Origin of the sequence: Rossellomorea sp. NRS-1567, assembly GCF_050467885.1 — a bacterium.
Taxonomy (GTDB): domain Bacteria; phylum Bacillota; class Bacilli; order Bacillales; family Bacillaceae_B; genus Rossellomorea; species Rossellomorea aquimaris_C.
The window spans coordinates 100,634-124,734 of record NZ_JBITPL010000007.1 but is presented as its reverse complement, the minus strand read 5'-3'; the positions used below and the strand labels follow the sequence as shown (position 1 = coordinate 124,734).

Sequence of the window (24,101 nt, the reverse complement as noted above, 5' to 3'; positions counted from 1 at the left end):
CATGGATGAAAAGAAAACTACACATTAAAATGAATATTATGGTAAAGGGAGAAGGAGATATCCGGTCACTGAAATAAGGAACAATGAAACCCATCCCCATTTCTATCGAGGAAAAAATAAACCAATTACCTACTTGACCACGTACTTGTCCACTTGCTATATTTATCTTAAGATCACCATTTTGGTGAAACAATTGAATAAGACTCCAAAGGGGAGTAGCTTTCAAGTATGTCGTCATTTCGTGATGGGATTCCCGTCTCCGGCCTGCTTGGCAACCGCGTTGTTGCTTGCGAGACCTTTGCCTACAAGGTAAAGGAACCCCTCTGTATAGATGCAGACGAAAGACCTTTACCAATCGGTAGAGGTCTTTTTCTATTGGGGAAGGAGTTGGATTCAGAACAAGTTGCAGCGAGCCGGTCGTCCATGTAAAGGTTTTTCAATAAAAATGAGGAAAGAGGGATGATCATTGGAATGGTCGCTATTACTGGAGTATGGATGGGTTTTGATGATTTTGATCGCTTTGGAGGGAATCCTGGCTGCGGATAATGCGTTGGTCATTGCGACGATGGTCCGGCACCTGCCGGAGGATAAGCGGAAGAAGGCTTTGTTTTACGGCTTGGCGGGAGCGTTTGTGTTCCGGTTCGGTTCCTTGTTCCTGATTTCGTATCTTGTCGATATCTGGCAGGTGCAAGCCATCGGTGCCGTGTACCTGCTTGGGATCGCTATCTACCATTTACTCAAGAAACATGTGATCAAGAAACAAATTGAAAAAGTGAAAGATATGGAAGGGACAAAGGGGTCCGGTTTCTGGTGGACCGTCATCAAAGTGGAATTGGCGGATATCGCATTCGCGGTGGATGCCATCCTGGCAGCGGTCGCTCTCGCAGTGACGCTTCCCGAGACCAACCTTCCCGCAATCGGGGGACTTGACGGCGGGCATTTCATCGTCATCTTACTCGGGGGAATCATCGGCCTCGTCATCATGCGATTTGCCGCATCGGCATTTGTCAGCCTTCTGGAAAAGCGTCCCGGTCTTGAATCAGCTGCCTTCGTTATTGTCGGCTGGGTCGGCGTCAAGCTTGCGGTCTACGCATTAGCCCATCCTTCCCTTGGGTTCATCTCCTACGAGTTTGCAAAGGGCTCTGTTTGGAAAGGGATCTTCTGGACGGTATTGATCGGAATCGGAATTGTGGGTTGGGTTAAGTCGAAGCCGAAGGAAGCTGAAGAATTGAGAGGTTAAAAGGTAAGAAGTTTCCCGTACTTCTAAAAGAGTAAGAGGAAGCATTAGTCCCAAAAGAAACAAGCAGGTCAATCATTCCCTGCTTGTTTTCTTATTAAATATAAACCAATATGAAAGTAATAACAGTCCTTTTCAGCACCAGATCCTTGTTTACCGTGGGAAAATGGACAGAGCCCGGTATCATTCCTCTATCAAAAAAATATAGAACCCTTACCCAGGATTCTATGGCCTCGGGTGCAGCCTCATGGATTGATAATCTCAATCTTATTATCCTTATGAACATCTTCCGTACCGGCTTCCAATGCAGTCTTATAATAACTGCATTTATCGTCTACCTTCATTTTCAATCCTGTCATTCGTTCCATTAGTTGATCGAGCTCTCGTCTAATATCCTCTTTCGTTTTTGTATTGTCGGGGGCAGCATTAAGTTCGGGCGGTAATTGGATTTTAATTGGCGGGAATCCACCAATGTTAAATAAGTATTCTCCAAACTCTGTTTTCCCCTGCGTTTGCTCTCCACTAGCCAGCTCACAAGCTTCAACGCTGTCCAGATACTCATGAGCCACGACAAGTAGATGGTCATACATTTGACGGATAGACCAGACACCTTGTTCGGGGATATACCTTAGCTGCTCTGGAGAATATGCTTGTAAAAAGCTTTTGTATGTTTCGATCAATGTAAGGTCAGTCATGTTCGTGTCCCCTTTCCTTTTAAACTCTATTAGAACCCTGCACACTTTTTATCCATCCCATAAAAAAAGCATTTCTCCTTCTTGAAGAAATGCACCCGATTGTGAAATGAAATAGAGGTATTATTTTTCCTCGCCCATCTCTCGGTTGAAGATCCCTTTTCCAGTTTGCATATCGATTGGCAATGAAGAATGTTCGTGTGTGATAAGCCAAGATCCGTTCCCTTTTTTTAAGCCAAATGTGAAACGGTTGGTCATTTGACGAAGTATCTCTTCAGAATTTTCTCTGAAAGCAGAGTAAGTCACAACACAATGAGCGAATGCAACATTCGTATTTTCCTCAATAACTAAATCATTCATATCCACTTTTAGTAAATATCCGTCTTCCTTCACACCATTGAACCACTCTGTCACACTATCTTTCCATAAAGAGAGACCCTTACACTCCCAGTTTCCCCAGCAGTCATAAATATGTACGTCTGCCGAATAGATAGATAGGAATTTTTCAACATCGCTTTCATAGACTGCTCGTTTGTACGTTTCAAGAACGTCCTGAACGAAACTCGTTCCATCCGTCATATCATCCACTCCTTGATCAAAATGGTCATTCTTTTAGAAAAATATGAATTAATTTACTTAGTCACTCACTTATCATTCTTAAAAAAATGAACAGGACGGATCTCGATTCGCCATCCGAACTCTTCTCCTATATTCAATTGCGTGGTCGGATGAATAGAGGCAAGCTGGATCGCCTCATCCATGTCCTCTGCTTCAAAAATGAATATGCTGCCAATCAGCTCTTTCGTTTCTGTAAACGGGCCATCTGATACCATGACCTTCCCGTCCACACGGCGCAAGTTTTTGATCTCTGACTCCAGACCTGCATCAAGCAGCACCTTCCCAGTTTCGTAAAATTTCTCCGTGTGTGGCTGGCATTCCTCCATAACAGCCTCGATCTCCGCCCTTGGGCGTGCATCCATTTTTTCAGAGTTGAAATAGCCCATACATAAAAATATCATCATCATCTCTCCCAGGTCACTCAAATTTTTTGTATCTACTCATACAACGATCAGCAAGTCGGAAAATCGACATAAATAATTAATTTTTTATTTCATACAATCTTTAGCCTGTTTTAATAGAAATTTCTGTTCCTGTACATTTTGTGTTAACGAAGCAGCACGCTGGAATTCTTTACATGCTTCCTTTTTTCTTTCTAGCTTTAAGAGGAAATGGCCTTTGACACTTGGAAGTAAATGATAATTCTTCAACGCCGGGTCCTTAAGTAAAGAATTGACAATCTCCAAGCCTGCACTTGGTCCATAGGCCATTGAAATGGCAACCGCCCGATTCAGTTCAACGACGGGAGAAGGAGCAATATGTGAAAGCGCGCGATATAGAGTTGAAATTCGCTCCCAATTGGTTTTTTTCGGTGAGTTGGCTTCTGCATGACAAGCAGCTATAGCAGCTTGCAATGCATACATTCCAATTGTGCCTCCCAGGTCTTCCACTTTTCTTAGTGAAGCAAAACCCCGGTTGATGTGTTCCTGATTCCACAACGAGCGGTTTTGATCCTCTAGCAAAACCATTTCGCCTTCAGTATTTGTTCGTGCTTTAAATCGAGATGCTTGTATTTCCATTAGGGCAACAAGACCATGCACTTCCGATTCTAGACGAATGAGATCTGCTAAGGCTCTTCCCATTCTTAATGCTTCATTACATAGATTTATTCGTATTAAATGTTCACCTGAAGAAGCCGAATATCCCTCGTTGAACATAAGATAGATCACTTCCAATACGGAAGAAAGCCTTTCCGCGTACTCTGCCTCCTTAGGAACCTCGAAAGGAACATTGGCTGCCGCAAGTTTTCGTTTTGCCCTCACCACTCGCTGGGCGATCGTCGGTTCAAGGACAAGAAACGAGTTTGCGATTTCTTCTGTTGTCAGTCCCCCGACCAGTCTTAATGTAAGGGCGACACGAGCGTTTTTGGATAACACTGGATGACATGTCATGAAAATCAGCCTCAGCACATCTTCCTCCATTTCTTCGTCCATTTCATCAGCCAAGTCATGATCATAATGAGCATTCATCGAGTAAGCCATTTGTTCATATTTTTGATCCAGTCTTTTTTTTCTGCGAAGCATGTCTATGGCTTTTCTTTTAGCCACAGTCATCAGCCATGCACCAGGGTTATCCGGAATATCAGAGACTGGCCAACGCTGAAGCGCTATGATCAGTGTGTCTTGAGCAAGGTCCTCAGCAATACTTATATCCCTCACCATCCGAGTAAGTGATGCCACTACTTTAGCGGATTCCGCTCTCCAAATCGACTCAATCCTTTGGTGGATTAAAGTCTCTTTCATGTGTGTTCCTCCTTTCCCAAATGCATTACGTATTCTAAATCAAAAAGAAACCAATATGGACACATCATTCTAAAATTAATTGTAAAATTCTGATAATATCATTTTATCATAAGATCAATGGGGACGGACCTCGTGCTTCATTTAAACATCAAGAAGAAGCATCAGAATCGTCCCCATGCTTCTTGCTTTCGTTTTAACGTGGTGAGTGAGATAATTTGGGCAATCACAAAACTGAAGGAGGAGTTATGAATGAAGAAAGTCATGAATGAACCTGAAGATTTGGTTGTGGAGATGTGCAATGGGATGGCCATGGCTCATCCGGAGCTTGAGTTTATGAAAAAGTATAAGGTGATGAAGAAGAAGGACTTGAATGAAGATAAGGTCACGTTGATCAGCGGCGGTGGAAGCGGACATGAGCCTGCACATGCGGGGCTTGTGGGGAAAGGGATGCTTGATGCTGCTGTGTGCGGTGATGTGTTTGCGTCGCCTTCGCAGAACCAAGTCTATCAGGCAATTAAGGCAACTGCCGGTAAAAAGGGAGCCCTGCTTGTCATTAAGAATTACAGCGGGGATATCATGAATTTTAAAAATGCGGCTCACATGGCTTCTGAGGATGGCATCCCCGTGGAATATGTCAAAGTGGATGATGATATTGCCGTGGAAGACAGCCTTTATACAGTGGGACGCCGCGGTGTCGCGGGAACTGTGTTGGTACATAAAATTGCCGGAGCGGCTGCTGAAGAGGGAAGGGACTTGCTGGAAGTGAAAGCCGTGGCAGAAAAGGCTGCTGAAAATGTCCGCAGCATTGGCTTCGCACTGACATCCTGCACCGTCCCAGCCAGCGGATCACCGACGTTCAAATTGGCTGATGACGAAATTGAATATGGTGTCGGAATCCACGGAGAGCCGGGGACAAGACGGGAAAAAATGGCGTCTGCTGATGAACTGGCAGAGCGTATGGTAAACGACCTTCTGAAGGATCTGAAAATAGAGGATGGTGACTCCTTCGAGCTTGCGGTCCTTGTAAATGGCTTTGGTGGCACGCCGCTGCAGGAACTTTATCTTTTCAACAATTCCATCACCCGCGTCTTGGCGGATAAAAAAATCCAGATTAACCGTGCTTTTGTCGGCAATTACATGACCAGCATCGATATGGCAGGCGTTTCCCTGACTGTGATGAAGCTTGATGAAGAGTTGAAAACATTGCTATCCAGTGAAAGTACAGCGCCTGCGTTCAGAGTGGACGGACCTGTACCGGGTGTGGAGTACATCGACCTCGAAGAAGATGAGGAAGCGAAACCAGTCTCCTTCGAAGTGGAAACATCGGAAGAACACGCTGTGATTAAAAATGATAGAGCAACACTCGGAAACATCATCTACCTCGTGGATAAAATGAGCGACATCATCATCAAGAACGAAGTACCGTTCTGTGAATTGGATTCACACGCCGGGGACGGGGATTTCGGGATGAGCGTTTCCAAAGGCTTCAAACAGTTGAAACGGGAGTGGAAAGACATCCTGGGTCAAGAGAACCTCACAATCGATAGTTTCCTGGATGCAAGCTCCATGGTCATCATGGAATACTGCGGTGGTGCATCCGGTCCGATATGGGGATCTGCATTCCGTGCTGCAGGGAAAGCGGCAGAAGATCGAGTGGAGCTGACCGTGAAAGAATTCGCTGACATGCTCCAGGCAGCCGTGAAGGGAATCCAAGATACAGGCGAGAGATCCTTCGGCAGAGGAGCAGAGGTCGGTGACAAAACCCTTGTGGATGCACTCGTCCCTTGTGCAGATTCCTGGTCAGAAAGCGCTGCAAACGGTGAAGACTTCAAGACCGCTTTTGAAAAAGGAGCAGCGGCCGCTGTAGAAGGAGCCGAGAAAACCAAGGAAATCGTTGCCCGGATGGGACGTGCCGGTACCGTAGGGGATAGAAGCCTCGGTCATCCGGATGCCGGCGCCTATGCGCTTGGGGTTATCTTTACGGAACTTTCGGAGAGTTTGAGGTAAGGAGTGGAGGAAGCAAGGGGAAGCAAGGGGACGGTTCTCTTGCTTCTTTTAGGAAGCATCAGAACCGTCCCCATGCTTCCCGAAATGCTACTGTGGTAAAAATACCACAAAAAAGAACCCATCCTGATGATGAGTTCTTTTTTATCCTATAAGACGCTAAAAAATAGTGTAACTATTCTAATTTGTAAATAAATACTCATTTAAGATAAACATTAACAAAACTTAAGGTGAAGAGGGATTTTCATATTTATTTGTTATGTTAATATTTTAATTGTTAATAGATTTCCACCTAAGATAAATATTAACAAAACTTAAGGTGAAGGGGTATTTTTTATGAAACGTAGCTTATTTTTTAAAGGTTTTGTAGTTTTTAGTTTGGTATTTTCAATATTTTTTGCTTTTTCTTTGAGCCCATACAAAAATATTGAAGCTAGTGCGAAAATGCAAGAAAAACAAGAACAAATTCAAGAATTATTAACTAAATCTGAAGAATATAATGAAAAATTTGATGATGCCAGTCAATCAGATACACAAAAATTAAAGGTAAAGACTAAAGAATTACTTTCTACGAATAAGATCAGTTTAAAAACAGATGGGAAATTAGATTTCTCTAATTTTAATGTCAAAACTTTTGATGAAAATAAGGCTGTTTACCTTCCAATTAAATATAAAAATGTTAAAAAAGAATTAAATGTATCTTATTTCGTGATTGTTTTTGATGAAAATGAAAATCTAGCATATTATAATGAAACTAAAATTATTGGCGATGATGTTGACTATACATCTGAGGTTGAAGTTTATAACGATGGTATTTTAGCAAAAAAAGAACATCTAGAGCTTGAAAAAGAGGATTTTACAGTTGCTCCTGATAATGAGAAAGTTGCTAATGGAAATTCATTATTTTTATTTTTTAAACCTACGAAAGCAAGTGCTGGTTTTTGGAGTGAATTTGATAAGTGTTTATCTAGTAAAGGAATTGCTGGTTGGGCAATCACATCTATGTCCATCGCCTGTGGTCTTGCATGTGCAGGGACGCTTGGAGCTGGGTGCGTACCTTGTCTGTTAGGGTTAGGTTTAGCAACCGAAGGCGTAGTTTCTTATTGCGTATTTAAAGTTCGAGCAGGCTAATAAACATTAAATTAAAGGAGGAATAATTGACGTGGTTAGAAATATTCTTTCAGTATTACTGATAATATGTGGATTAGTACTTGTTTTAACTTTACTTAATATCATTAATGTACCCTTGATTTTTCCATATGCAGGGATAATTATTAGTACGACAATTATGTTAATAATCATTTTTAAAAACAGAAATAGTAAAACAAATTCAATTCGATAATTTGTAAGGAGTCTTTCCCTTTTTTTTGAGGGGAGGGCTTTTTTATTTGAATTTAATCTTTGATGGAAGCAAGGGGACGGTTCTCTAGTTTTTTTTGTATGCGTTGGAAGCACGAGAACCGCCTCTGTGCACATCAAAAAAGCAGGACCAGAAAAACATCTGTTTTCCGGGACCTGCTTTTATTATAGAGATTGATCAGAGCCCTTTTCCTTTGAAGCAATTAAATCTGCCACGAGGATATAACGCTCAGGTGATGCCCCGATAAAGTGAAAAGGATAGCATGTAGAAACGGTCAATGTTGCGTTGGGTTTCGGTACGATGACGGTTGAATCGTCCTTGTCCACAATCCGTACTTTCTTTACTTTATACGTAAATTCCCCCGCAGTTGTTTGTACGATAAGCAGATCGCCTACACCAACTTCACCAAGCTTACGAAAGACTGTATCGCGATGGCCTGACAGAATGGAGTTGTCTTTTTCACCAGGCAAGACACTTCCTGCGAAATGGCCCACTCCTTTTTCCAGTTCATCTTCATCTGTTCCATGATAGATTGGCAGTTTTGCCTCCAACTTTGGAATAATAAGTTCACCTATATTTTCACCCTTTTCGGGACGTTTAGAGTACAGGGGTTTTTGTTCTTGTTCTTTATGTTGTTCCGTCACATCCGGCTCTGCTTTATAGTCCGCGGCGTCTACTTGATCCGCTTGAGAGAGCCAATACCCTTTCAGATAGGCATAGGCATTCGTACCTCCAAACCATAGACCGAATACAATCAACAAGACAGATAGGGAAAGAAGAAGCAAGCGATTGCTTCTTCTCATGTTGTGATTTCTCATTGGTTGATTCCAATTAACCCCGATGCGACGGAATAAGAAGACCCCGGGTGTAAACAATTTCTTTGAATTTTACGACTAGGATGGTAACAAATCACAAGTCTGTTTCTATGAGTAATCAACATTCAGGCAGCCGTTTCGTAAAGGAAGGGCTGTTTTTTATACCTTTTACATTGATAGGAAGCATCAGAACCGTCACCGTGCATCCCCATAAAAAAAGCTCGCTCCAAAAGTCGCAACCGGACTTTTGAGCGAGCTTTATTTTTCCCAGAACTTATTCCGGAAGTAACACTTCGTCAATCACGTGAATGACACCGTTGGAAGCCTGGATATCCGCTTTCACCACATTGGCATTGTTGACGCGAACGGGGTCGAGTGAGATGTCCACTGTTTTCTTGGCTAGTGTTTCGGCCTTTGTACCGTCTTTCAGATCTGTAGACATCACTTTACCTGAGAGCACATGGTACAGGAGAATGTCCTTTAAATCTTCTCTTGCTAATAATTCTTCTGCCGTAATGCCTAATTTCTTCAATAGCTTCTCGAACGCAGCATCAGTCGGCGCGAATACCGTGTACGGGCCCTCGGCTTTCAATGTCTCCACCAGGCCGGCTTTCTCTAAAGCGGCTGCAAGGGTTTTGAATTGACCTGCTTCTACAGCTGTGTCAACGATATCCTTACTTGCCGGAGCTCCGTTTTCAACAGCCGATACCCCATTCGAAAGGGTCAGGAATACCATGAATACTGCCAAGATCAAAGCAAATGTTTTGTTTTTCATCATTCTACCTCCTGCTATTTTTATGTAAACATCTGTTTACTCAGAAGGTAGTATGTGCTTGTTTAGCAGGATTATCCATTATTTCTTTCAATCAAAAGTCTTAGATAGACTCCGAACGAATACCGGAGCCATTTTTCTTTGAGGAGTACTAAGATTGAGAAAAAGGAGGTACCATCATGATTAAAGGATTATATGAAGCCCATTTACCTGTAAGGGATATGAGGGATTCAATCGATTTTTATCAGAAGCTTGGCTTGGAAGTAGCGTATGAAAGCGAGAACGTTTCATTCGTCTGGATTGAAAAAGGGAAGAGCTGGCTTGGGTTGTGGGAGGCCGATCAAGTAAACATTCCGTATCATCCTTCCATTAGACATATCGCCTTTCATGTAGAAGCAGAAGATATAACAGAGGCTAAGGAATGGTTAAAAGAAAGAGGAATTGAGGTGAGGGAAGCGTTTGGTTTTTCACCGGAGCGGCAGCCAATCGTACTCCCCAACAATCCACAAGCCCATGCTTGTCTTTATTTTCATGATCCCGATGGAAATTCTCTTGAATTTATTGCACCTTTAAGGTTGGATCATAAGGAAGAGTTTGAGATGATGACGCTTGAGGATTGGTATGACCGTAAGAAGTGATATGGGGGAACTTCCACTGACCGAGGGCTTTTGTTGAAGAAAATGCTATAGAAATTTGAATCAGAAAAAGGAAGCGCGGGGGCAATCTCGTGCTTCTATTTTTTTATGAGGCAGCTTCAAATCTTTCACGCTGTCCCAGCTTAGTAAGATCAAACCTGAGTGATGATACGAGTGCGGAATTTTGGAACCAATGCCGATCTGAAACGTAAATAAGGTAAAGACTCAAGAGTGGGAGGCAAAATCATGAGGCAGCTTTATATCAAGCAAAAGGTATTCAGTCTTAGCGGGAAGTTCACGGTAAAGGATCAAAAGGAGAAAGATCGATATTATGTGGAGGGAAGCTTTATGAAGGTTCCGAAGACTTTCTCCATTATGAATGCAAGCAGGGATGAAGTAGCTCTGATTACGAAGAAGACGTTCAGCTTTTTACCGACGTTTTTAGTTGAGGTGAATGGTCAGGAGGTTTTGACGATCAAGAAGGAGCTCTCCTTCTTAAAAGCACGTTATACGATTGATGCGGCAGGCATTGAAGTGCAGGGGAATTGGTGGGATATGGATTTTCAAATATTACAGCATGGCAACGTTGTAGGCGAAGTGGGGAAGGAGTGGTTCACTTGGGGCGACAGTTACAGGGTGAACGTAATGAATGAAGAGATGGAAACAATGATGATTGCACTTGTTATTGCGATTGATTGTGTGAAGGCTGATGAAGCGGCTGCTTCTTCGGTTAACTGAGAGGGTGAAATGGAACAACTAGGGGGCGTAGATGACGCTTCAAATACGTCCCCATATCCTTTTAAGGAAAACTAGGAATCACTTTCATCCCTTTTGATTAATAAAAATACTCCAGTCAAGAAAACGATGACAATCAATCCATAGATGTACCACCCCATGAAATCAAATGTTCCATTGGAGATATATCTTGATGCTTCTTCCATTGCCTTTACAATGCAAAAGGTTAGGACGGAGAGACTGGATATTAAAATACCGATACTTTTCATTTCCATAAAAATTCTCCTCTCATGTACAGGTCCCGTGGCTCTTTTGAAATGACGGCCAAGGTACCTGTCCCTCTGGCTAAGTTTCCTTTCGCTCTTTTGAGACTAGGCAATACTATCGGAAATACTGTCGATAAAGTCTAAGGTCACTCGATTAAACATTGAAGGGTTTTCTATGTTTGCTAAGTGTCCGCAATTTGGAATGATCCCTGGTGTGATAAGGTTGTTCAACGATGATAGATGGTGGACCGAATCCACTTCATGTTTTTCGTTTCCGCCATTTATGAGTAGTGTAGGGATGGTTAGCTTCTTTATTTGCTCATCAGATACTGCCGGATAATGATAAGTGAAACACTTCACCACCCTGTGTAACGTGGTTTCCCAACGTGGGCCATGGTGAAGAAGATAGTCTTTCGCTACTTCAGGCGCTTCTGCTTTGATGTTATGTAAAAAATGATATTGTCTTTCCATGATCGCGTGCATTTCTTCGGGGATGCTTGGAGCATAGCCTGTCAGGACAATGCCTTTTGTCAATTCAGGATATCTGATTGCTGCATGCAGGGCAAAACTTGCTCCCATCGAAAGTCCAATTAAGATACCAGGCTCTCTTTTCCTGATTTCACTTATAAGCCACTCAAGTGTATGCTCGAAAAAGGGGTCATCAGCATCACGGCTATTCTGACCGTGTCCTGGCAAATCAATTGGAATAACAGTGAATTCCTCATGTAAAGGACCTAATTGCTCCTTGAAATGCATTTCTCCTGTTCCCATTAAACCATGAATCACATAAACATTCATCGCCACTCTTTCCACTCTCCTCATTCATATATACCGTATGTACTAAGTTTATAGAGTAAAGGCATGGTTGAGAATGAGCCTGAGTTGGACTTTTGTGTAGGTCTTAAGGCTTATGAGGGAGAGGGGGATGTCACTTGGCTTTGTCTCTATGGTACATGTGAACCCTCACTGGATAAAAAGACTGTTCTATTTTCCAACACTCCTCTGATGTTCATAACAATAAACCTTGCCTTTAAAAGTAGGATTCGATAAACAATAAGCCCTAACCTTATCAGAAACAGATTTATCGCAAACCTCACATGTAGGGGGGGAACTGGTCTTTTTGTCAGAGTTTTTCAATGCTCGTTTATGCTCTTCTCTAACGGTCAGGTCAGGGATATTGGCATTTGCGATGGCTTGATAAATGGTCAGGATATCACTCTCATTTAAAAGAGGTTCTTTATGCTGGATTTTCAACACCGATACTTTCCGATGAATAAACTCCGACAACTCAATGTCATACACAATCAATTCGTTAGAAGCGATCTTACGGTAATCTGGATCCACTTTAAATGTAGATCGCTTTGTAAAAGAAACCATGGAGACAAACCAATCATGGTACTTCTTATCAATTATTGAAGAAAGTGCTTTAATGTGCCCATAGTTCTGCACAAACGGGTTCATCATTTTGAACTTTCCATTGACCAGCCATGTGCTTCGGTCTTTTCCGCCATAGATAGTCCCCTGATAGTTCTTCGTTTCAATAGTGAAAATCGCATATGGAGTGATCACCACATGGTCAATTTGTGAATAGCCAGACTTCGCTTTCGGGTTCGGAATGAGGAGATCGCTTAGATGGCGGTAGGTCTTAGGGAGTTGATCTAATTGAATCTCAATTTTGTATTCTCCTAGTTCTCCTTTTCTTACAGCGATTTGTTCATCGGTTCTTTTCGGTTTTGGTGATGAAGTAATAGTAGCTTGTTTTGGTTTGGACTCACTCTTCTTCTTTAAAAAGCTTAGGAATAATAACATGAATTTCTCCTTGGTGGTTTGATATACTTAGTATCGTACATATATATGGAAATTTTAACCGTTATTAAATTTAGAATAATTAAGGAGGCAACCAATGCCCACTCCCATCACCATCAGCAAAAATGAGCAATTATTATACGAAGCTACCAATATTCAAGAAGCTGCAGAATACCTTGCTAATCATCTCAATATAAAGAATTCAAGATGCTATGATCCTATCGAGAGGGGATATGTGTACAATATTCCCTACCATTTCGAAGGGGACGAGTATCGTTTTATAGCGCCACCAGAGATTGCTTCTAATCGTCGCCAGGAATTAGAAGATAGGGACCATAAGAATGCCCGCCGTATCTGGTTGGTGCCTGCGAATCCAAGCGAATATGACTTGGAAAGGGCATTCGTCCAATTTGAATACCTTGACTGGAAACGTTCCTTCAACTATGAAAATGGTGATATTTTATTTTTGTATGTTTCAGGTAGTGTCAAAAAGGTCAGATATAAGGTGGAAGTTATAGAGGGATTGGTTCAAACGGATGATACCATTTATGATCAGTTGTTTTGGGTAGATCAAGAGAAGTATGATCAATCCATTGGTGGAGACAAGACGCGTGTCCGCTTGGTGGATGTGGTTGATACTGAAGGTTTGTCACTCTATCAATTAAGGGAGCATGGTTTGAAAGGGAATATCCATGGTTCCATGAAACTTACCGGTGAGCTCCGTGACTATATCATGTCGTTCTTTCAGAAGGATTTGTCAGCTGAGGTCTATCCTGACGAAGTGCCAGAAATGTGGGAAGGGAAGCGTAGAACGATTACTGTTAATTCATATGAACGTAATCCTCTTGCCCGCAAGCAGTGCATAGATTATTATGGTGCCGAGTGCCAAGTATGTAAGATGAACTTTGAAGATACATATGGGGAAGTGGGGAGAGATTTCATTCATGTCCATCATCTTACACCACTTCATGAAATTCAAAAGGGATATCAGGTGAATCCGATAGAGGATCTTATTCCAGTGTGTCCGAATTGTCATGCGATGCTTCATAGAAAAGAGGATGGAGTGTATTTAACGGTAAAGGAATTGAAAGAGCGTCTCAAAATGAAAGTAAGCACTCTATAAAAAGAATGAAGCCGCAGCTTACTCCTGTCGTAAACTGCGGCTTTCTCTCTTAGCCAACCTAATAACTTCCTTCACATCAGAACCCCTATAAACAGAAGTCCTTCTATTATCATATGTAAAATAAACCTCCCCATAATCATGTTCACGGTTAAAGCCGACAATCGTAAAATTGTATGTTTGCTTGCCTTTTAATAGGATTAATTCTTGTTTTTTGATGGTAATCCCCCCAATTAACCTACCAAGTTATTCTTCTTCTGGTTTATTCGCTTTTTCTATTCTATCAATTTCCTTAAAAATTCGGTCCATACTAATTCCTGTAGTATTATGTATTCTGCTTAGTGTTAGTGTGGTTGGAATACTTTCTCCCCGCTCTATCCTTCCATAGCCTTCCTCTGACAGTTTAGAGATCCAGGCAATCTCAGCCTGACTCAGTCCCATTTCAAGTCTTCTTCTCCTCAATAGTTTCCCAAATAATACCGCAAAGGGTCTCTTTTCTTCTTTTTCCAAAGGATTCTCCCCTTTTTAGAACCATTATCAAATTGGGGAAAAACATGCACCACGAACAGGAGGTGGGGTTATTACAAATTATGTAAAAAATATTGAATTTATTTTTACCGTGTTCTTTTTCAGAAGGGGGTACTACAAGCAGACGACTAATAGAGATATGAAAAATGGCAAGAAAGTAACTGTTGTGTCCATCTTTGCTCTATAGACTCCCTAATAAAATGTTAAAATATAGCTAATACCAACCATAGGAGGTCACCAACATGCCGACCTACAACAAGTTAGTCCGGGATAAGATTCCACAAATCATTGAAAGTAAAGGTAAGGAGTTTTCAACAAAGGTCCTTAGCGATGAAGACTACATAAAGTATTTAAAAGAAAAAGCTTATGAGGAACTTGATGAATACTGTGCGGCTGAAACGAATGGAGAAGCTGTGGAAGAGCTTGCTGATTTGCTGGAGGTTATTGGGGCTTTGGCTAAGCAGCATGGATCTACAATTGAAGAAGTGGAATCAGTGCGGAAAGATAAGACCGTGAGGCGCGGGGGATTTCAGGAGAAGGTGTTTTTGATAGGTGTTGAGGAATAATTCATTGAAGTTTCAAATAATCTACTATATAGATTATCAAAATCTGCCTATATATTGAGTGATGCACTATCTGTTATAATTAACTTTTGATTAATATTAAATTATTTAGCCTAAATAGTTGATCTTTTAGTCAATATTTATTATAATTAACTTAAATATATACCGAAAGGATGTTCGGTTTTGATAAATGTTATAGAATTATTTGCTGGCGTAGGCGGATTCCGAATCGGGTTGGAATCTGCTGGCGGTTTCGATGTAGTATGGGGAAACCAATGGGAACCTTCCAAGAAGGCGCAACATGCATTCGACTGTTATGAGCGTCGTTTTGAGAATCAAGGAATACACTCCAATGAAGATATTAGTACGGTTGATGGAGAAACTTTCAAGAATCAGGATATCGACATGATTGTGGGTGGATTTCCTTGCCAGGATTACTCTGTTGCGAGAAGTTTGAACGGGGAAAAAGGGCTTCAAGGTAAGAAAGGCGTACTCTTTTGGGAGATTACCCGGTTGATGAGGGAGACGAGTCCTAGATATGTGTTGCTTGAGAATGTCGATCGGTTGCTGAAGTCCCCTTCGAAACAACGGGGCAGGGACTTCTCCATCATGTTGGCGAGCTTCAGGGACTTGGGATATTCAGTGGAGTGGAGAGTCATCAATGCGGCTGAATATGGACAAGCCCAGAGAAGAAGGAGGGTCTTCATTTTTGCCACTAAGAATGAAACTCCTTATGTAATTAATAGAAGAAGTTTCGATGAATCCCAGATGATACACGAGGAAGGCTTCTTTGCAAAAGCATTTCCGGTGAAAGAAGGTATTTCTGAGAAGAAAAAGCCTCAATCATTCATTATGAAGAAGGATCTTGTGGAAATTTCAGATGAATTTTCGATGAATTATTATAATGCAGGTATTATGAGGGACGATTTGGTCTATACGGAAGAAGTTACCCCAATGGAAGAATCATCTATCCCTTTGAGTGAAATTCTTCAGTCTGATGTTGATGAAAAATATTATTTATCTGAAGCGGCCATTGAAAAGTTCACTTACTTAAAAGGTCCTAAAAAGATTGAAAGAACGTCAGCAACCGGACATAAATACGTCTTTTCCGAAGGGGGCATGGCATTCCCCGATTCTCTGGACAAGCCTGGGAGAACGATGTTGACGAGTGAAGGCACTGTCAATCGGAGTTCCCATGTGGTGGAAGATCCTCAGACGAAAAGGCTTCGTATCCTTACACCGGTCGAATGTGAACGCCTGAATGGATTCCCAGATGAGTGGACGGAAGGTATGACGGACAGGATGAGATACTTCTGTATGGGGAATGCCTTGGTCGTCGGTTTGATAGAGCGCATGGGTAAACGGGTATCGGAAATCGAAAAAGAAAACATAGATGGGAATCAAGTTGAACTTGATTTGGTGTTTTCTGAAACGGATGCAAAATAAGCATAAGAACTCTCCTGATTTGATTAGGAGAGTTCTTTATTTATAATTCATTTTCGATTCATCAATGAAGTCGCTGATTTTTTGGATTGCGGATTCGAATTCCCCACGTATTTCATGTTCCCAAAGGCGCAATATATTCCATTCTTTTTCCTCGTAGTATCCGGTCACTTCCTTGTCTCGTTCTTGGTTTCTGGTCAGCTTTTCCGTCCAGAACTCGACGTGGGATTTCGGTATCTTGCCATGTATCGGGCAAAGGTGCCAAAAACAAGAGTCTATGAATACCACGACTTTATACTTCTTGATTGCAATGTCGGGCGTCCCCCTTAAAGATTTGACATTCCTCCTGAACCTGTAACCACGGCCCCATAACTCTTGTGTCACCATGGTTTCCAATTTCGATACAGCCTTGATGGACCCCATGATTCTGCTTCTCTCTTCTGTTGTTTTAGGGTTCTTCATTTTAACGAACTCCTTTTGATGGTATATATTTATACTACCTAGCTTTGGAGAGAGATAAACATAGGAAGCGCTTTTGGAAATCAAAGGAGAGGATTCTATTCAAAATGAAAGCCACAAGAAGATTTTTCTTGTGGCTTTCATTTTATTCATCATCTAAAACTTCCTGTATATATTCCCTATCCAACCAGTAGCTTTGTTTAGTAATCCATTGGCCATCGGGAAGTAATGTTTTATCTTTCCCATTACTCGCTTTAGGACGGAGGTGGCTGATGCCGTTATACGAGGGTCCAGGCAAATTGTTGAATACCCGCTTACCTTTAGGAATCAATTCGACTCCGTCCTCAACAACCTTTCTTATTTGCATCCATAAATCGTACAGTTCACCTTCGATAGTATGCTGTGGCATATTCCAGAGTTTGATTCCTTCAAAATAAGGAATTCGTTTTACTTTTGGTGTATAGTTTTCGGTGTATCTAAATACAAGGAATAGGTATTTTTGTTCTGCAAACAGCTGATATAGTTCACTTTCTTCCCATTCTACGTTTAACACCGTACCAAAATCCACTTTCTTAAATGACATGTGTTCACGAATGCTATCGTCAGGTTCACGGCCCACAGTCTTAAACTTGATGTTTGCTTTTGAGAATTCCTCAATGTCGTTGATATCATTTTTCTTTACACCCAGCAGTCGGGCCATCAAATGAGGTATCATGGATTTGTTGCTAGGGTTATACTTTATTCCTACTTCAGTACATAATCGATCCACTCTTTTCCCGTAATGAGGCTTGAACCTTTCATTCAAGATTTCATCAAGTGATTTTGTTTGAAGCTCACCTTTCTTTGAAAAGGATTCCATGTGTTCTGGAGTGAGGTATTTGCGGATTAAACCTGTCATGTAAGAAGCCTTAAGGGAAAAGGCACGTTGTTTTGCCTCTATTGCTGAACAAGGTTGAGGGCGGACGCTCAATTTGTTTGCGCCTTTGGTAGAAGCAGATAAATACATGGTATCTGCTTCTGAAATCAAATGAGCATGACCATTCCTAATTTTTGTGACGATGGTTTCCCAGTCCCGGCGCATCACTGCCAAGTCTTCCTCTGAGAATTCATTTAGGAAGGCTTTAAAAATTTGATAATCATTTATCTCTACACCTGGTTCGTATTGATATAACATAATCAACATTTTAGCTGCCTTACTCATGAATGAGGATGTCTCGAATGTCAATTTGAATTCATTCATGTAATCAATGATATTCAGTACCAATCGCTCTTTTGCAGAATATGTACCATTTTTATTTTTCTTAAAGGGTGTGACTTTGAGTTCGACGCCAAGGTTTTCAAAGTCTGGTTTGGAGACCGAGTTGATTTCGTATCCAAAGTAGCTTTCCTCGATGATGTTACCTAATGTCCCTTTAGATCGTAAGTTTTTTATTCGCCCAGTGGTATCTATTTCTCCAAAGGTTTTCCCTTCTGCAGCTTGTGCTTTGATCATCAATTCTTCTATCGTTTCGTATATCATTTATTTACTCCTCATTTGAAAGAATTTCTAGATTTCTTATTTTTAATATTACTAGAAAAGTAAAATTATGTATATGAATTGGGTTTAAGGGAGCAAGAAGAATACTTTCCCTTTTCCTCCCAATAATATGCTAGTCTAGAATCATAACTAACAATAAGTGGGTGAACAAAGTGCTCAACCTTACATACTATCAATCATTATTCAATGAAGACAATACCGAAATAAGGTGTCGCAGGGTCCTTGATGAAGTGGCTCCTCAAGTAAACAGAGTATTTGAACGATTCATCACTTCCAAGGAAATCCCTTTGGGGGATAAGTTATACATCCGTAACTACGATACTACTTTGACGACAACTTATCATGATGCGCGGAATCCAACATATGCAGAAAAGAAAAAGAACTCTGATATGGGCAGGAAATACTTTGTGGGTCTATATATGAAATCCGATGAGAAGGAATACAACCTTTTGACACTAGAATTTAATGGAATTGATCAATCGTTATTGATGCATACGGAAATAAACCTCATACCTTTTTGGTCCTGGTCCAGGAGTGGTGTCATCCGGGACGTGTTGTCCTCGATTCCTGATGAGTACTCGGTTTTTACTGGATGGAAGGAAAAGTCGAGAGTGCCTAAAGAAGAATTTGAAGATTTTGTGAAAAGTTGTATCAAACCAAGAAAGAGGCCATGGTTCCAAGTAGGAAAGAGTATGGATCTTGAAGGACAGATGGATGAGGAAGAACTGAGTGGATATTTACAGGAAGTCTGGGACGGGTTGAGCGAATTCAGGGAATTCATCAATATGGAAATACAAACAGGACAGAGGGCTTGGGCTGCATTAAAACAATTGTCTTCCATACGTGATATTGAAGAAACCCAACTGCTTGGACGACCTTATTCTGTAGAGATTTCTTCTGTTGAAAACCTTAAATATCAAGGTAAGAGACAATCTTTTCAAATCAATGATGGAGATCAAATGATCACTAAAGGCAATATTGACTATCTTGATTATCATGACAAAAACTCACCATTCCAAACAATTGTCGTTAGGGTGGCAGGAGGCAACCAGATCTTCACCAATGTACGTGAAATCTTAGCTAATGGCACAAAAGAGTGGTGGATTAAGAAGCTATTTGCCACTCAGAGCATGGATAACCACCAAATCAAGGCGGAAGCTATGCGTTTGCTTCAAGAACATGTGATCAAAGTGGATGATGCTTCTTATTGCGTAGGCACCTATGACAATGATTCCGAGACTTTCGTTGAAGGGGCTCATCAAGTCAAAAAGAACTTTATTGATGCAGCTCTTCTGTTTGCCCATGCAAGGAAGACGGTGGAGCTCCCTTCTGATAGTGTGGACAATGAAATGGAAATGGAAGGTGAGAATGAACTTACCGACACGGAAACACTTGAGCCAAACTTCAGGTTCGCAGAGATTTATGACATGATTGATAACAGTCAATTTACTTTTTCCAAATCGATTGTGAGGGATCTGCACTTGAATCTGACGGCGCTTGATGACAAGCATTTCGTTATTCTAAGCGGAATTTCCGGGACTGGGAAAACACAGCTTTGCCGTTTATACGCCAATGCTGTATATGGGCTAGAGTATGAAAGTGAAAATCCATATTTCAGCATTATACCCGTCCGCCCCGACTGGACTGATGCCAGTTCCTTGTTCGGATACTACAGTTCATTCGAGAAACGTTATGTGAAAACGGAATTCTTGAAAGTGATACTGAATGCATTGAAGGAACGGGAAAAGCCACATTTTATTCTGCTGGATGAAATGAACCTGGCCAGGGTGGAGTACTATTTGAGTGATTATCTAAGTGCAGTGGAGTCGAGAAAAGAAATCCCTCTTCATCAGGATGAACATATAACGGATGTCCCTCACAAACTGAGCATACCACCTAATGTATATATACTAGGGACCATCAACATCGACGAGACCACTCATTCCATATCGGATAAAGTATTGGACCGAGCTTTTGTCATGACATTATCGGATGTGGACTTCACTTCCTTCTGGGAAAGGGTGGGCCAGGACTTAAAGGATTCACTGTTCCAGGAATTCCGTCTTCTGAAAGAGTTGCATGCTACATTGGCAGCGCATGAACTTCATTTTGGCTATAGGACCATGGGCGAGATGCTTCAGAAACTCTATGCGAATAACCAGCTGGGACCTGAGCATGCGATGGATTCGATGGAAGCACTTGATGGTGTGATTGCTGAAAAAGTGTTGACGAAAATCCGTGGGGACGAACGAATATCCTATATGCTTAATGAGCTGAATCGCTGGCTGACTGACAATCTAGTTGGCACTTCTGTTTCCTTAGAACATGTGAAACGGATGCAAGAGGAGTTGGAGTACTATGGTGCCACTCAATTCTGGAGATAGATTATTGGAAGTATGGATGTCTCCTGAGGGCTGGATTCCCTTTGAAAAAGCCTTTTTGACGGAGGCAACGGGATACAAATTGCGGTATGAGGGGACCGAAATCGATTTAAGGATACAGGGAATACCGATACCTTTTCATAGGGAAGGGGAACTGCTTTTCACTTCACTCGTAACTCCTTTTCAGAGCGGATCGGTCCAAATCTACCTCAATGGTCAGGAATATCAAACATTTATCTATCCTGACTCTCGTAAACTATCAGAGCAGCAATTTGATGTGATGATTGAAGAGATATTAGAGGAAAGCAACAGCTGTTTTCAAATAAGTGGATTGGAGAGAGAAGTTTCCGTATCCGGTAAGAGCCGGGGAGCCTCTTGGACACAGTGGATTTACATTGAAAGGTCCATTCACCGACTCCGTCAGATTTTTGCCCGTATCGAGAAACAGCCATTCAGCGGGCTCGTCAAACTTCCAATCGTGCAGAAAAGGGAGAGGATACAACGGGTTGCACATACGACTTTGCACTGGCTTGATAAGAGGGGGTACGCTGAAAATATCCCCCAAAATGTTGAGACGCCTAATACTTTTGAGACAGTGGACGTGTATGAAAATCAGGTTTTGAAAAAACAGTTGTTTGACCTGAAGATTCTCCTAAGGACATACATGAACGTGGAAAGAGTGGAAGTTTCCAAGAAGGCGGCAACATTTCATTCATTGATAAGAAGGTGGATCAACTCTCCTTTTCTACGGGAAGTTTCCATGCATCAAGGGACGTACTCCATCACCCAGAAGTTCAGGAAACACCCCATTTACCGACAATGGTATATATGGTTTGAGCAGTTATACAAGCATGACAGAGAAGGAATCGGTTTTGATTATCCCATTGCTATGAAGGATACTTTCGAATTATTTGAGATGTGGTGCTTCATGAGAATCGTCAGGATATTGAGGGAGCTGAACCAGGTCGAGGAAACCAGGGGATTATACAAGACGACGGAAAGTGGAATCTTTATCGACCTGGCCCAAAACAAAGAAAGCAAGATTAGGCTGCGAGATGGAAAGTCACTCTATTTTCAACGAAACTATCAGTACAATTCAAAAGAATTCTACACTTATACCCAAAGGATGATTCCTGATATTGTGTTGGAAAGTGGAAATGAAATCATCATATTCGATCCAAAATACCGGGTGACCGGGAACCTGGGTACGGCACTTGGTGAAATGCACAAGTATCGGGATGGAATCGTTCACAGGGAAACAGGGGAAAGAGCTGTCCGTGAAGTGTATATTCTGACACCGACGAGCGATGATTCAGTGGAAGCGATGAGGTATTTTGAGGAAGGGTATCATGATAGATATAAGATGGGAGCCGTTCAGATGGTACCTGGAGTTGAAAGTGAGCGTTTGAAAGAGAAGTTAATTTCGATACTTATGTAAGGATAGAAGTTCCCCAAATAAGAATTATTCATTTGCAATTTTGGTGTCTGACTACTAGCACGATTAAACTTTACTGTACCGGGGTCAGACACTGTCTTTAAATAGAAAAAAGGCAATCAATAAAAGGTTAAACTCGCTACCTTTTGTGATTGCCTTTTCTGATAAGGTGAAAATGTTTCTATTGAAAACCACTAATATTACGAAACCTCCTGAAGTGTCTTCTTCTCAACTGTCTGAGATTTTCTAAATTCCTCAGCTTCAGCTAATTTAGTAAACTCAATCGTTTTATTATGATTTCGTTTAACGAGCTCCTCAATTTCTGATAATCGTACCCTGAAAAATTCTTTTCTATCATTAACCTTATTTACTTTATTATGTGCCAGTGCTTTATGAATAGCATTCTCAAGCGAAGGTGCATCATCACTAAATATCATCGCATGGACATCAAATGTAAAAGGAACAGATGCGTCACCAAGTTCCTTAACACGATCCATTGGCTCAAGGCGTCTTGTCATTCCAATCTTGTAGACATTTTCCCCAAATGAACCAAGGTTTGAAATGATATATACATAGCCTGCACGTGTATTTTGAACTCTATATAATACATCTTCTTTATTTTTTTGTGTTTCTTCCAGTTGAAGTTCTAATTCCCTTAGCTTTGCTAATAATTTAGCTTGATTTCCCATTTCAGTAGAACTAATTTGCTCGTTCAACTTATCGATTGCTTGAAGGAAGTGTTTTTCTTCTTTTTCAACTTTTTCTTTAGCTTTTTCTAATTCTTTAAGAGCTTTAGCTTCTTCACGCATTCTTTCTTTAATTTCAAGTTGTTCCTCTTTTTCTTCTTGTTTCTTTTGCTCGAACTCGAATTTCAAGTATAACTCTTCAATCTTTAATTCTAGGTATTCTCTTCTTATGGACACCTGTTGCATATCTGTTAGTTTATTTAAGTCCTCAAATACTTTATTTATTCTTTTAGAAACAACTTCTATGTTATTGTATTTAGCTTTAGCAATAGCATTATCACATTCATTATTAAAAGCTCTTAAAGTTAACTTAATTGTATCAAGAATAAATTCTTTTCCTCTTTTTGCATCATTTCCTATTGTCCAGTCAAGTCTATGGTTGGTCGCTGTTTTGTCTTTTACTAATTGTTTTTGCTTTTGCCTAATTTCATTTAATTTATTTTGATACACCTCAGAATTATCGAATCCATATTTAGGTTCGTAGAAACCAAATGATTGCATAAGAAGTTCTTCTTTTAAATCGATCATATCTTGCTGGAGAGTCATTAATATATTTGTTTCTTCTTGTCTTTTCACAGTTAGAGAATCTATCTCAGCTTCTAATACGCTTTTAGTATTAGACAAGTTTATGATTGGCTCGTATTCTTTTAATAGTTCTTTTGAGGTACTGATGTCTTTATTTAAAGAATTCAATTGTTGATTTAAGGTTTCCTTCGTCTTATTAAAATCTATTAGAGGTTGGTATTCTTTTAATTCATTTTTAGCCTCTTCTTTAGAAATTTGTAGTGAGGAAATTTCCGACTCAATTTTTTTCTTTTCATCCTTCACTTTTATTAAGTCATCAATACCACTGGTTTCCCAAATCATTTGAGATTTTTTTAGCTCTTTTCTTCTTTGAACGATAAGTATGATTGCAACAATCAGGGGAATGACAAATAACCAGAACGCAAAGAGTATTCCAATTGTCCAAGGAGAATGGTACCACTTTTCTTTATACAAATTTATTGCCTCCTTCAAATTAATAAATGCAAGACTGAAGCCTCACATTTCTGTTGTATTTTATGAACCATGAGTTAAATATAGAAGCGTTACTCATTATACATTTACTCTCTTGATGATTAGTATATATTTCCGTCTGCACGATAAAGGTTACCCAAGGAGGGTGAGGGACATATAGATTAACAATGAGGACATATTTTTTTGTTCT

The 24,101-nt window shown here is 40.8% G+C and carries 24 protein-coding genes; 11 read left to right on the top strand and 13 right to left on the bottom strand.

Features of this window, described 5'->3' with window-relative positions; all coding sequences use genetic code 11:
* Positions 1-228: 228 nt before the first annotated feature.
* Both ACIFOD_RS05210 and ACIFOD_RS05205 read left to right on the top strand, forming a co-directional pair.
* Positions 229-429 (top strand): hypothetical protein, encoded by a 201-nt coding sequence (locus ACIFOD_RS05210; protein WP_430313722.1) that lies wholly within the window; start codon positions 229-231, stop codon positions 427-429.
* 37 nt (positions 430-466) lie between these two features.
* The gene (locus ACIFOD_RS05205) at positions 467-1,240 is read left to right on the top strand and encodes a TerC family protein (RefSeq protein ID WP_430313721.1); all 774 of its coding nucleotides are present in this window, start codon (positions 467-469) and stop codon (positions 1,238-1,240) included.
* Positions 1,241-1,482: 242 nt separating this feature from the next.
* On the opposite strand, the gene ACIFOD_RS05200 is transcribed toward ACIFOD_RS05205, so the two are convergent.
* From ACIFOD_RS05200 to ACIFOD_RS05185, 4 genes are all read right to left on the bottom strand, one after another.
* The gene (locus tag ACIFOD_RS05200; protein WP_430313720.1) at positions 1,483-1,932 is read right to left on the bottom strand and encodes a DinB family protein; all 450 of its coding nucleotides are present in this window, start codon (positions 1,930-1,932) and stop codon (positions 1,483-1,485) included.
* A gap of 120 nt (positions 1,933-2,052) precedes the next feature.
* Positions 2,053-2,508, bottom strand: a complete 456-nt coding sequence (locus ACIFOD_RS05195; RefSeq protein ID WP_430313719.1) for a YybH family protein — start codon at positions 2,506-2,508, stop codon at positions 2,053-2,055.
* Positions 2,509-2,573: 65 nt separating this feature from the next.
* Entirely contained in the window at positions 2,574-2,933 is a 360-nt protein-coding gene (locus ACIFOD_RS05190) for a YciI family protein (RefSeq protein ID WP_430313718.1), read from the bottom strand.
* Positions 2,934-3,035: 102 nt separating this feature from the next.
* A complete protein-coding gene (locus ACIFOD_RS05185) occupies positions 3,036-4,289 on the bottom strand; it encodes an RNA polymerase sigma factor (protein ID WP_430313717.1) in 1,254 nt (417 codons plus the stop codon).
* A 249-nt stretch (positions 4,290-4,538) separates the two neighbouring features.
* Between ACIFOD_RS05185 and dhaK the strand changes: the two genes are divergently transcribed.
* On the top strand, positions 4,539-6,296 hold the full coding sequence (dhaK, locus tag ACIFOD_RS05180; protein ID WP_430313716.1) for a dihydroxyacetone kinase subunit DhaK: 1,758 nt from the start codon (positions 4,539-4,541) through the stop codon (positions 6,294-6,296).
* Between the two features lie 333 nt (positions 6,297-6,629).
* Entirely contained in the window at positions 6,630-7,424 is a 795-nt protein-coding gene (locus tag ACIFOD_RS05175) for a hypothetical protein (RefSeq protein ID WP_430313715.1), read from the top strand.
* Between the two features lie 393 nt (positions 7,425-7,817).
* Here the strand turns inward: ACIFOD_RS05175 and ACIFOD_RS05170 are convergent, their stop codons facing one another.
* Positions 7,818-8,456: a class D sortase gene (locus ACIFOD_RS05170; RefSeq protein ID WP_430313714.1), complete on the bottom strand. Its 639-nt coding sequence runs from the start codon at positions 8,454-8,456 to the stop codon at positions 7,818-7,820.
* A 286-nt stretch (positions 8,457-8,742) separates the two neighbouring features.
* Positions 8,743-9,243, bottom strand: coding sequence for a fasciclin domain-containing protein (locus tag ACIFOD_RS05165; RefSeq protein WP_430313713.1), 501 nt, complete (start codon positions 9,241-9,243; stop codon positions 8,743-8,745).
* Positions 9,244-9,419: 176 nt separating this feature from the next.
* Between ACIFOD_RS05165 and ACIFOD_RS05160 the strand changes: the two genes are divergently transcribed.
* Both ACIFOD_RS05160 and ACIFOD_RS05155 read left to right on the top strand, forming a co-directional pair.
* Positions 9,420-9,878 carry a VOC family protein gene (locus ACIFOD_RS05160; protein WP_430313712.1) on the top strand — a complete coding sequence of 153 codons (459 nt, stop codon included), beginning with the start codon at positions 9,420-9,422 and terminating at the stop codon, positions 9,876-9,878.
* A gap of 243 nt (positions 9,879-10,121) precedes the next feature.
* The gene (locus tag ACIFOD_RS05155) at positions 10,122-10,613 is read left to right on the top strand and encodes an LURP-one-related/scramblase family protein (protein ID WP_430313711.1); all 492 of its coding nucleotides are present in this window, start codon (positions 10,122-10,124) and stop codon (positions 10,611-10,613) included.
* A gap of 71 nt (positions 10,614-10,684) precedes the next feature.
* Here the strand turns inward: ACIFOD_RS05155 and ACIFOD_RS05150 are convergent, their stop codons facing one another.
* The 3 genes from ACIFOD_RS05150 to ACIFOD_RS05140 form a co-directional block, all read right to left on the bottom strand.
* On the bottom strand, positions 10,685-10,885 hold the full coding sequence (locus tag ACIFOD_RS05150; RefSeq protein ID WP_430313710.1) for a hypothetical protein: 201 nt from the start codon (positions 10,883-10,885) through the stop codon (positions 10,685-10,687).
* A gap of 96 nt (positions 10,886-10,981) precedes the next feature.
* Positions 10,982-11,674, bottom strand: a complete 693-nt coding sequence (locus ACIFOD_RS05145; protein WP_430313820.1) for an alpha/beta fold hydrolase — start codon at positions 11,672-11,674, stop codon at positions 10,982-10,984.
* A 186-nt stretch (positions 11,675-11,860) separates the two neighbouring features.
* Complete coding sequence (locus tag ACIFOD_RS05140; RefSeq protein ID WP_430313709.1) at positions 11,861-12,685, bottom strand: nuclease-related domain-containing protein; 825 nt, start codon at positions 12,683-12,685, stop codon at positions 11,861-11,863.
* A gap of 94 nt (positions 12,686-12,779) precedes the next feature.
* Between ACIFOD_RS05140 and ACIFOD_RS05135 the strand changes: the two genes are divergently transcribed.
* On the top strand, positions 12,780-13,805 hold the full coding sequence (locus ACIFOD_RS05135; RefSeq protein ID WP_430313708.1) for an HNH endonuclease: 1,026 nt from the start codon (positions 12,780-12,782) through the stop codon (positions 13,803-13,805).
* 243 nt (positions 13,806-14,048) lie between these two features.
* Here ACIFOD_RS05135 and ACIFOD_RS05130 read toward each other — a convergent pair whose 3' ends face one another.
* A complete protein-coding gene (locus ACIFOD_RS05130) occupies positions 14,049-14,312 on the bottom strand; it encodes a helix-turn-helix domain-containing protein (RefSeq protein ID WP_430313707.1) in 264 nt (87 codons plus the stop codon).
* Between the two features lie 260 nt (positions 14,313-14,572).
* Here ACIFOD_RS05130 and ACIFOD_RS05125 point away from each other — a divergent pair, with 260 nt between their 5' ends.
* Positions 14,573-14,896, top strand: coding sequence for a nucleoside triphosphate pyrophosphohydrolase (locus ACIFOD_RS05125; protein ID WP_430313706.1), 324 nt, complete (start codon positions 14,573-14,575; stop codon positions 14,894-14,896).
* Positions 14,897-15,076: 180 nt separating this feature from the next.
* Positions 15,077-16,339 (top strand): DNA (cytosine-5-)-methyltransferase, encoded by a 1,263-nt coding sequence (gene dcm, locus ACIFOD_RS05120; RefSeq protein ID WP_430313705.1) that lies wholly within the window; start codon positions 15,077-15,079, stop codon positions 16,337-16,339.
* Positions 16,340-16,375: 36 nt separating this feature from the next.
* Here dcm and ACIFOD_RS05115 read toward each other — a convergent pair whose 3' ends face one another.
* Positions 16,376-16,798, bottom strand: coding sequence for a very short patch repair endonuclease (locus ACIFOD_RS05115; protein ID WP_430313704.1), 423 nt, complete (start codon positions 16,796-16,798; stop codon positions 16,376-16,378).
* A gap of 142 nt (positions 16,799-16,940) precedes the next feature.
* A complete protein-coding gene (locus ACIFOD_RS05110) occupies positions 16,941-18,314 on the bottom strand; it encodes a Sau3AI family type II restriction endonuclease (RefSeq protein WP_430313703.1) in 1,374 nt (457 codons plus the stop codon).
* Positions 18,315-18,475: 161 nt separating this feature from the next.
* Between ACIFOD_RS05110 and ACIFOD_RS05105 the strand changes: the two genes are divergently transcribed.
* Entirely contained in the window at positions 18,476-20,716 is a 2,241-nt protein-coding gene (locus ACIFOD_RS05105) for an McrB family protein (RefSeq protein ID WP_430313702.1), read from the top strand.
* 4 nt (positions 20,717-20,720) lie between these two features.
* Complete coding sequence (locus ACIFOD_RS05100; RefSeq protein ID WP_430313701.1) at positions 20,721-22,151, top strand: DUF2357 domain-containing protein; 1,431 nt, start codon at positions 20,721-20,723, stop codon at positions 22,149-22,151.
* A 197-nt stretch (positions 22,152-22,348) separates the two neighbouring features.
* Here the strand turns inward: ACIFOD_RS05100 and ACIFOD_RS05095 are convergent, their stop codons facing one another.
* Complete coding sequence (locus ACIFOD_RS05095; RefSeq protein ID WP_430313700.1) at positions 22,349-23,893, bottom strand: DUF4041 domain-containing protein; 1,545 nt, start codon at positions 23,891-23,893, stop codon at positions 22,349-22,351.
* Positions 23,894-24,101: the final 208 nt, after the last annotated feature.

Coding starts and splice junctions, on each gene's coding strand:
- ACIFOD_RS05210 (WP_430313722.1), top strand. CDS start 229: ATGTCGTCATTTCGTGATGGGATTCCCGTCTCCGGCCTGCTTGGCAAC.
- ACIFOD_RS05200 (WP_430313720.1), bottom strand. CDS start 1,932: ATGACTGACCTTACATTGATCGAAACATACAAAAGCTTTTTACAAGCA.
- ACIFOD_RS05195 (WP_430313719.1), bottom strand. CDS start 2,508: ATGACGGATGGAACGAGTTTCGTTCAGGACGTTCTTGAAACGTACAAA.
- ACIFOD_RS05190 (WP_430313718.1), bottom strand. CDS start 2,933: ATGGGCTATTTCAACTCTGAAAAAATGGATGCACGCCCAAGGGCGGAG.
- ACIFOD_RS05185 (WP_430313717.1), bottom strand. CDS start 4,289: ATGAAAGAGACTTTAATCCACCAAAGGATTGAGTCGATTTGGAGAGCG.
- dhaK (WP_430313716.1), top strand. CDS start 4,539: ATGAAGAAAGTCATGAATGAACCTGAAGATTTGGTTGTGGAGATGTGC.
- ACIFOD_RS05175 (WP_430313715.1), top strand. CDS start 6,630: ATGAAACGTAGCTTATTTTTTAAAGGTTTTGTAGTTTTTAGTTTGGTA.
- ACIFOD_RS05170 (WP_430313714.1), bottom strand. CDS start 8,456: ATGAGAAGAAGCAATCGCTTGCTTCTTCTTTCCCTATCTGTCTTGTTG.
- ACIFOD_RS05165 (WP_430313713.1), bottom strand. CDS start 9,243: ATGAAAAACAAAACATTTGCTTTGATCTTGGCAGTATTCATGGTATTC.
- ACIFOD_RS05160 (WP_430313712.1), top strand. CDS start 9,420: ATGATTAAAGGATTATATGAAGCCCATTTACCTGTAAGGGATATGAGG.
- ACIFOD_RS05155 (WP_430313711.1), top strand. CDS start 10,122: ATGAGGCAGCTTTATATCAAGCAAAAGGTATTCAGTCTTAGCGGGAAG.
- ACIFOD_RS05150 (WP_430313710.1), bottom strand. CDS start 10,885: ATGGAAATGAAAAGTATCGGTATTTTAATATCCAGTCTCTCCGTCCTA.
- ACIFOD_RS05145 (WP_430313820.1), bottom strand. CDS start 11,674: ATGAATGTTTATGTGATTCATGGTTTAATGGGAACAGGAGAAATGCAT.
- ACIFOD_RS05140 (WP_430313709.1), bottom strand. CDS start 12,685: ATGTTATTATTCCTAAGCTTTTTAAAGAAGAAGAGTGAGTCCAAACCA.
- ACIFOD_RS05135 (WP_430313708.1), top strand. CDS start 12,780: ATGCCCACTCCCATCACCATCAGCAAAAATGAGCAATTATTATACGAA.
- ACIFOD_RS05125 (WP_430313706.1), top strand. CDS start 14,573: ATGCCGACCTACAACAAGTTAGTCCGGGATAAGATTCCACAAATCATT.
- ACIFOD_RS05115 (WP_430313704.1), bottom strand. CDS start 16,798: ATGAAGAACCCTAAAACAACAGAAGAGAGAAGCAGAATCATGGGGTCC.
- ACIFOD_RS05110 (WP_430313703.1), bottom strand. CDS start 18,314: ATGATATACGAAACGATAGAAGAATTGATGATCAAAGCACAAGCTGCA.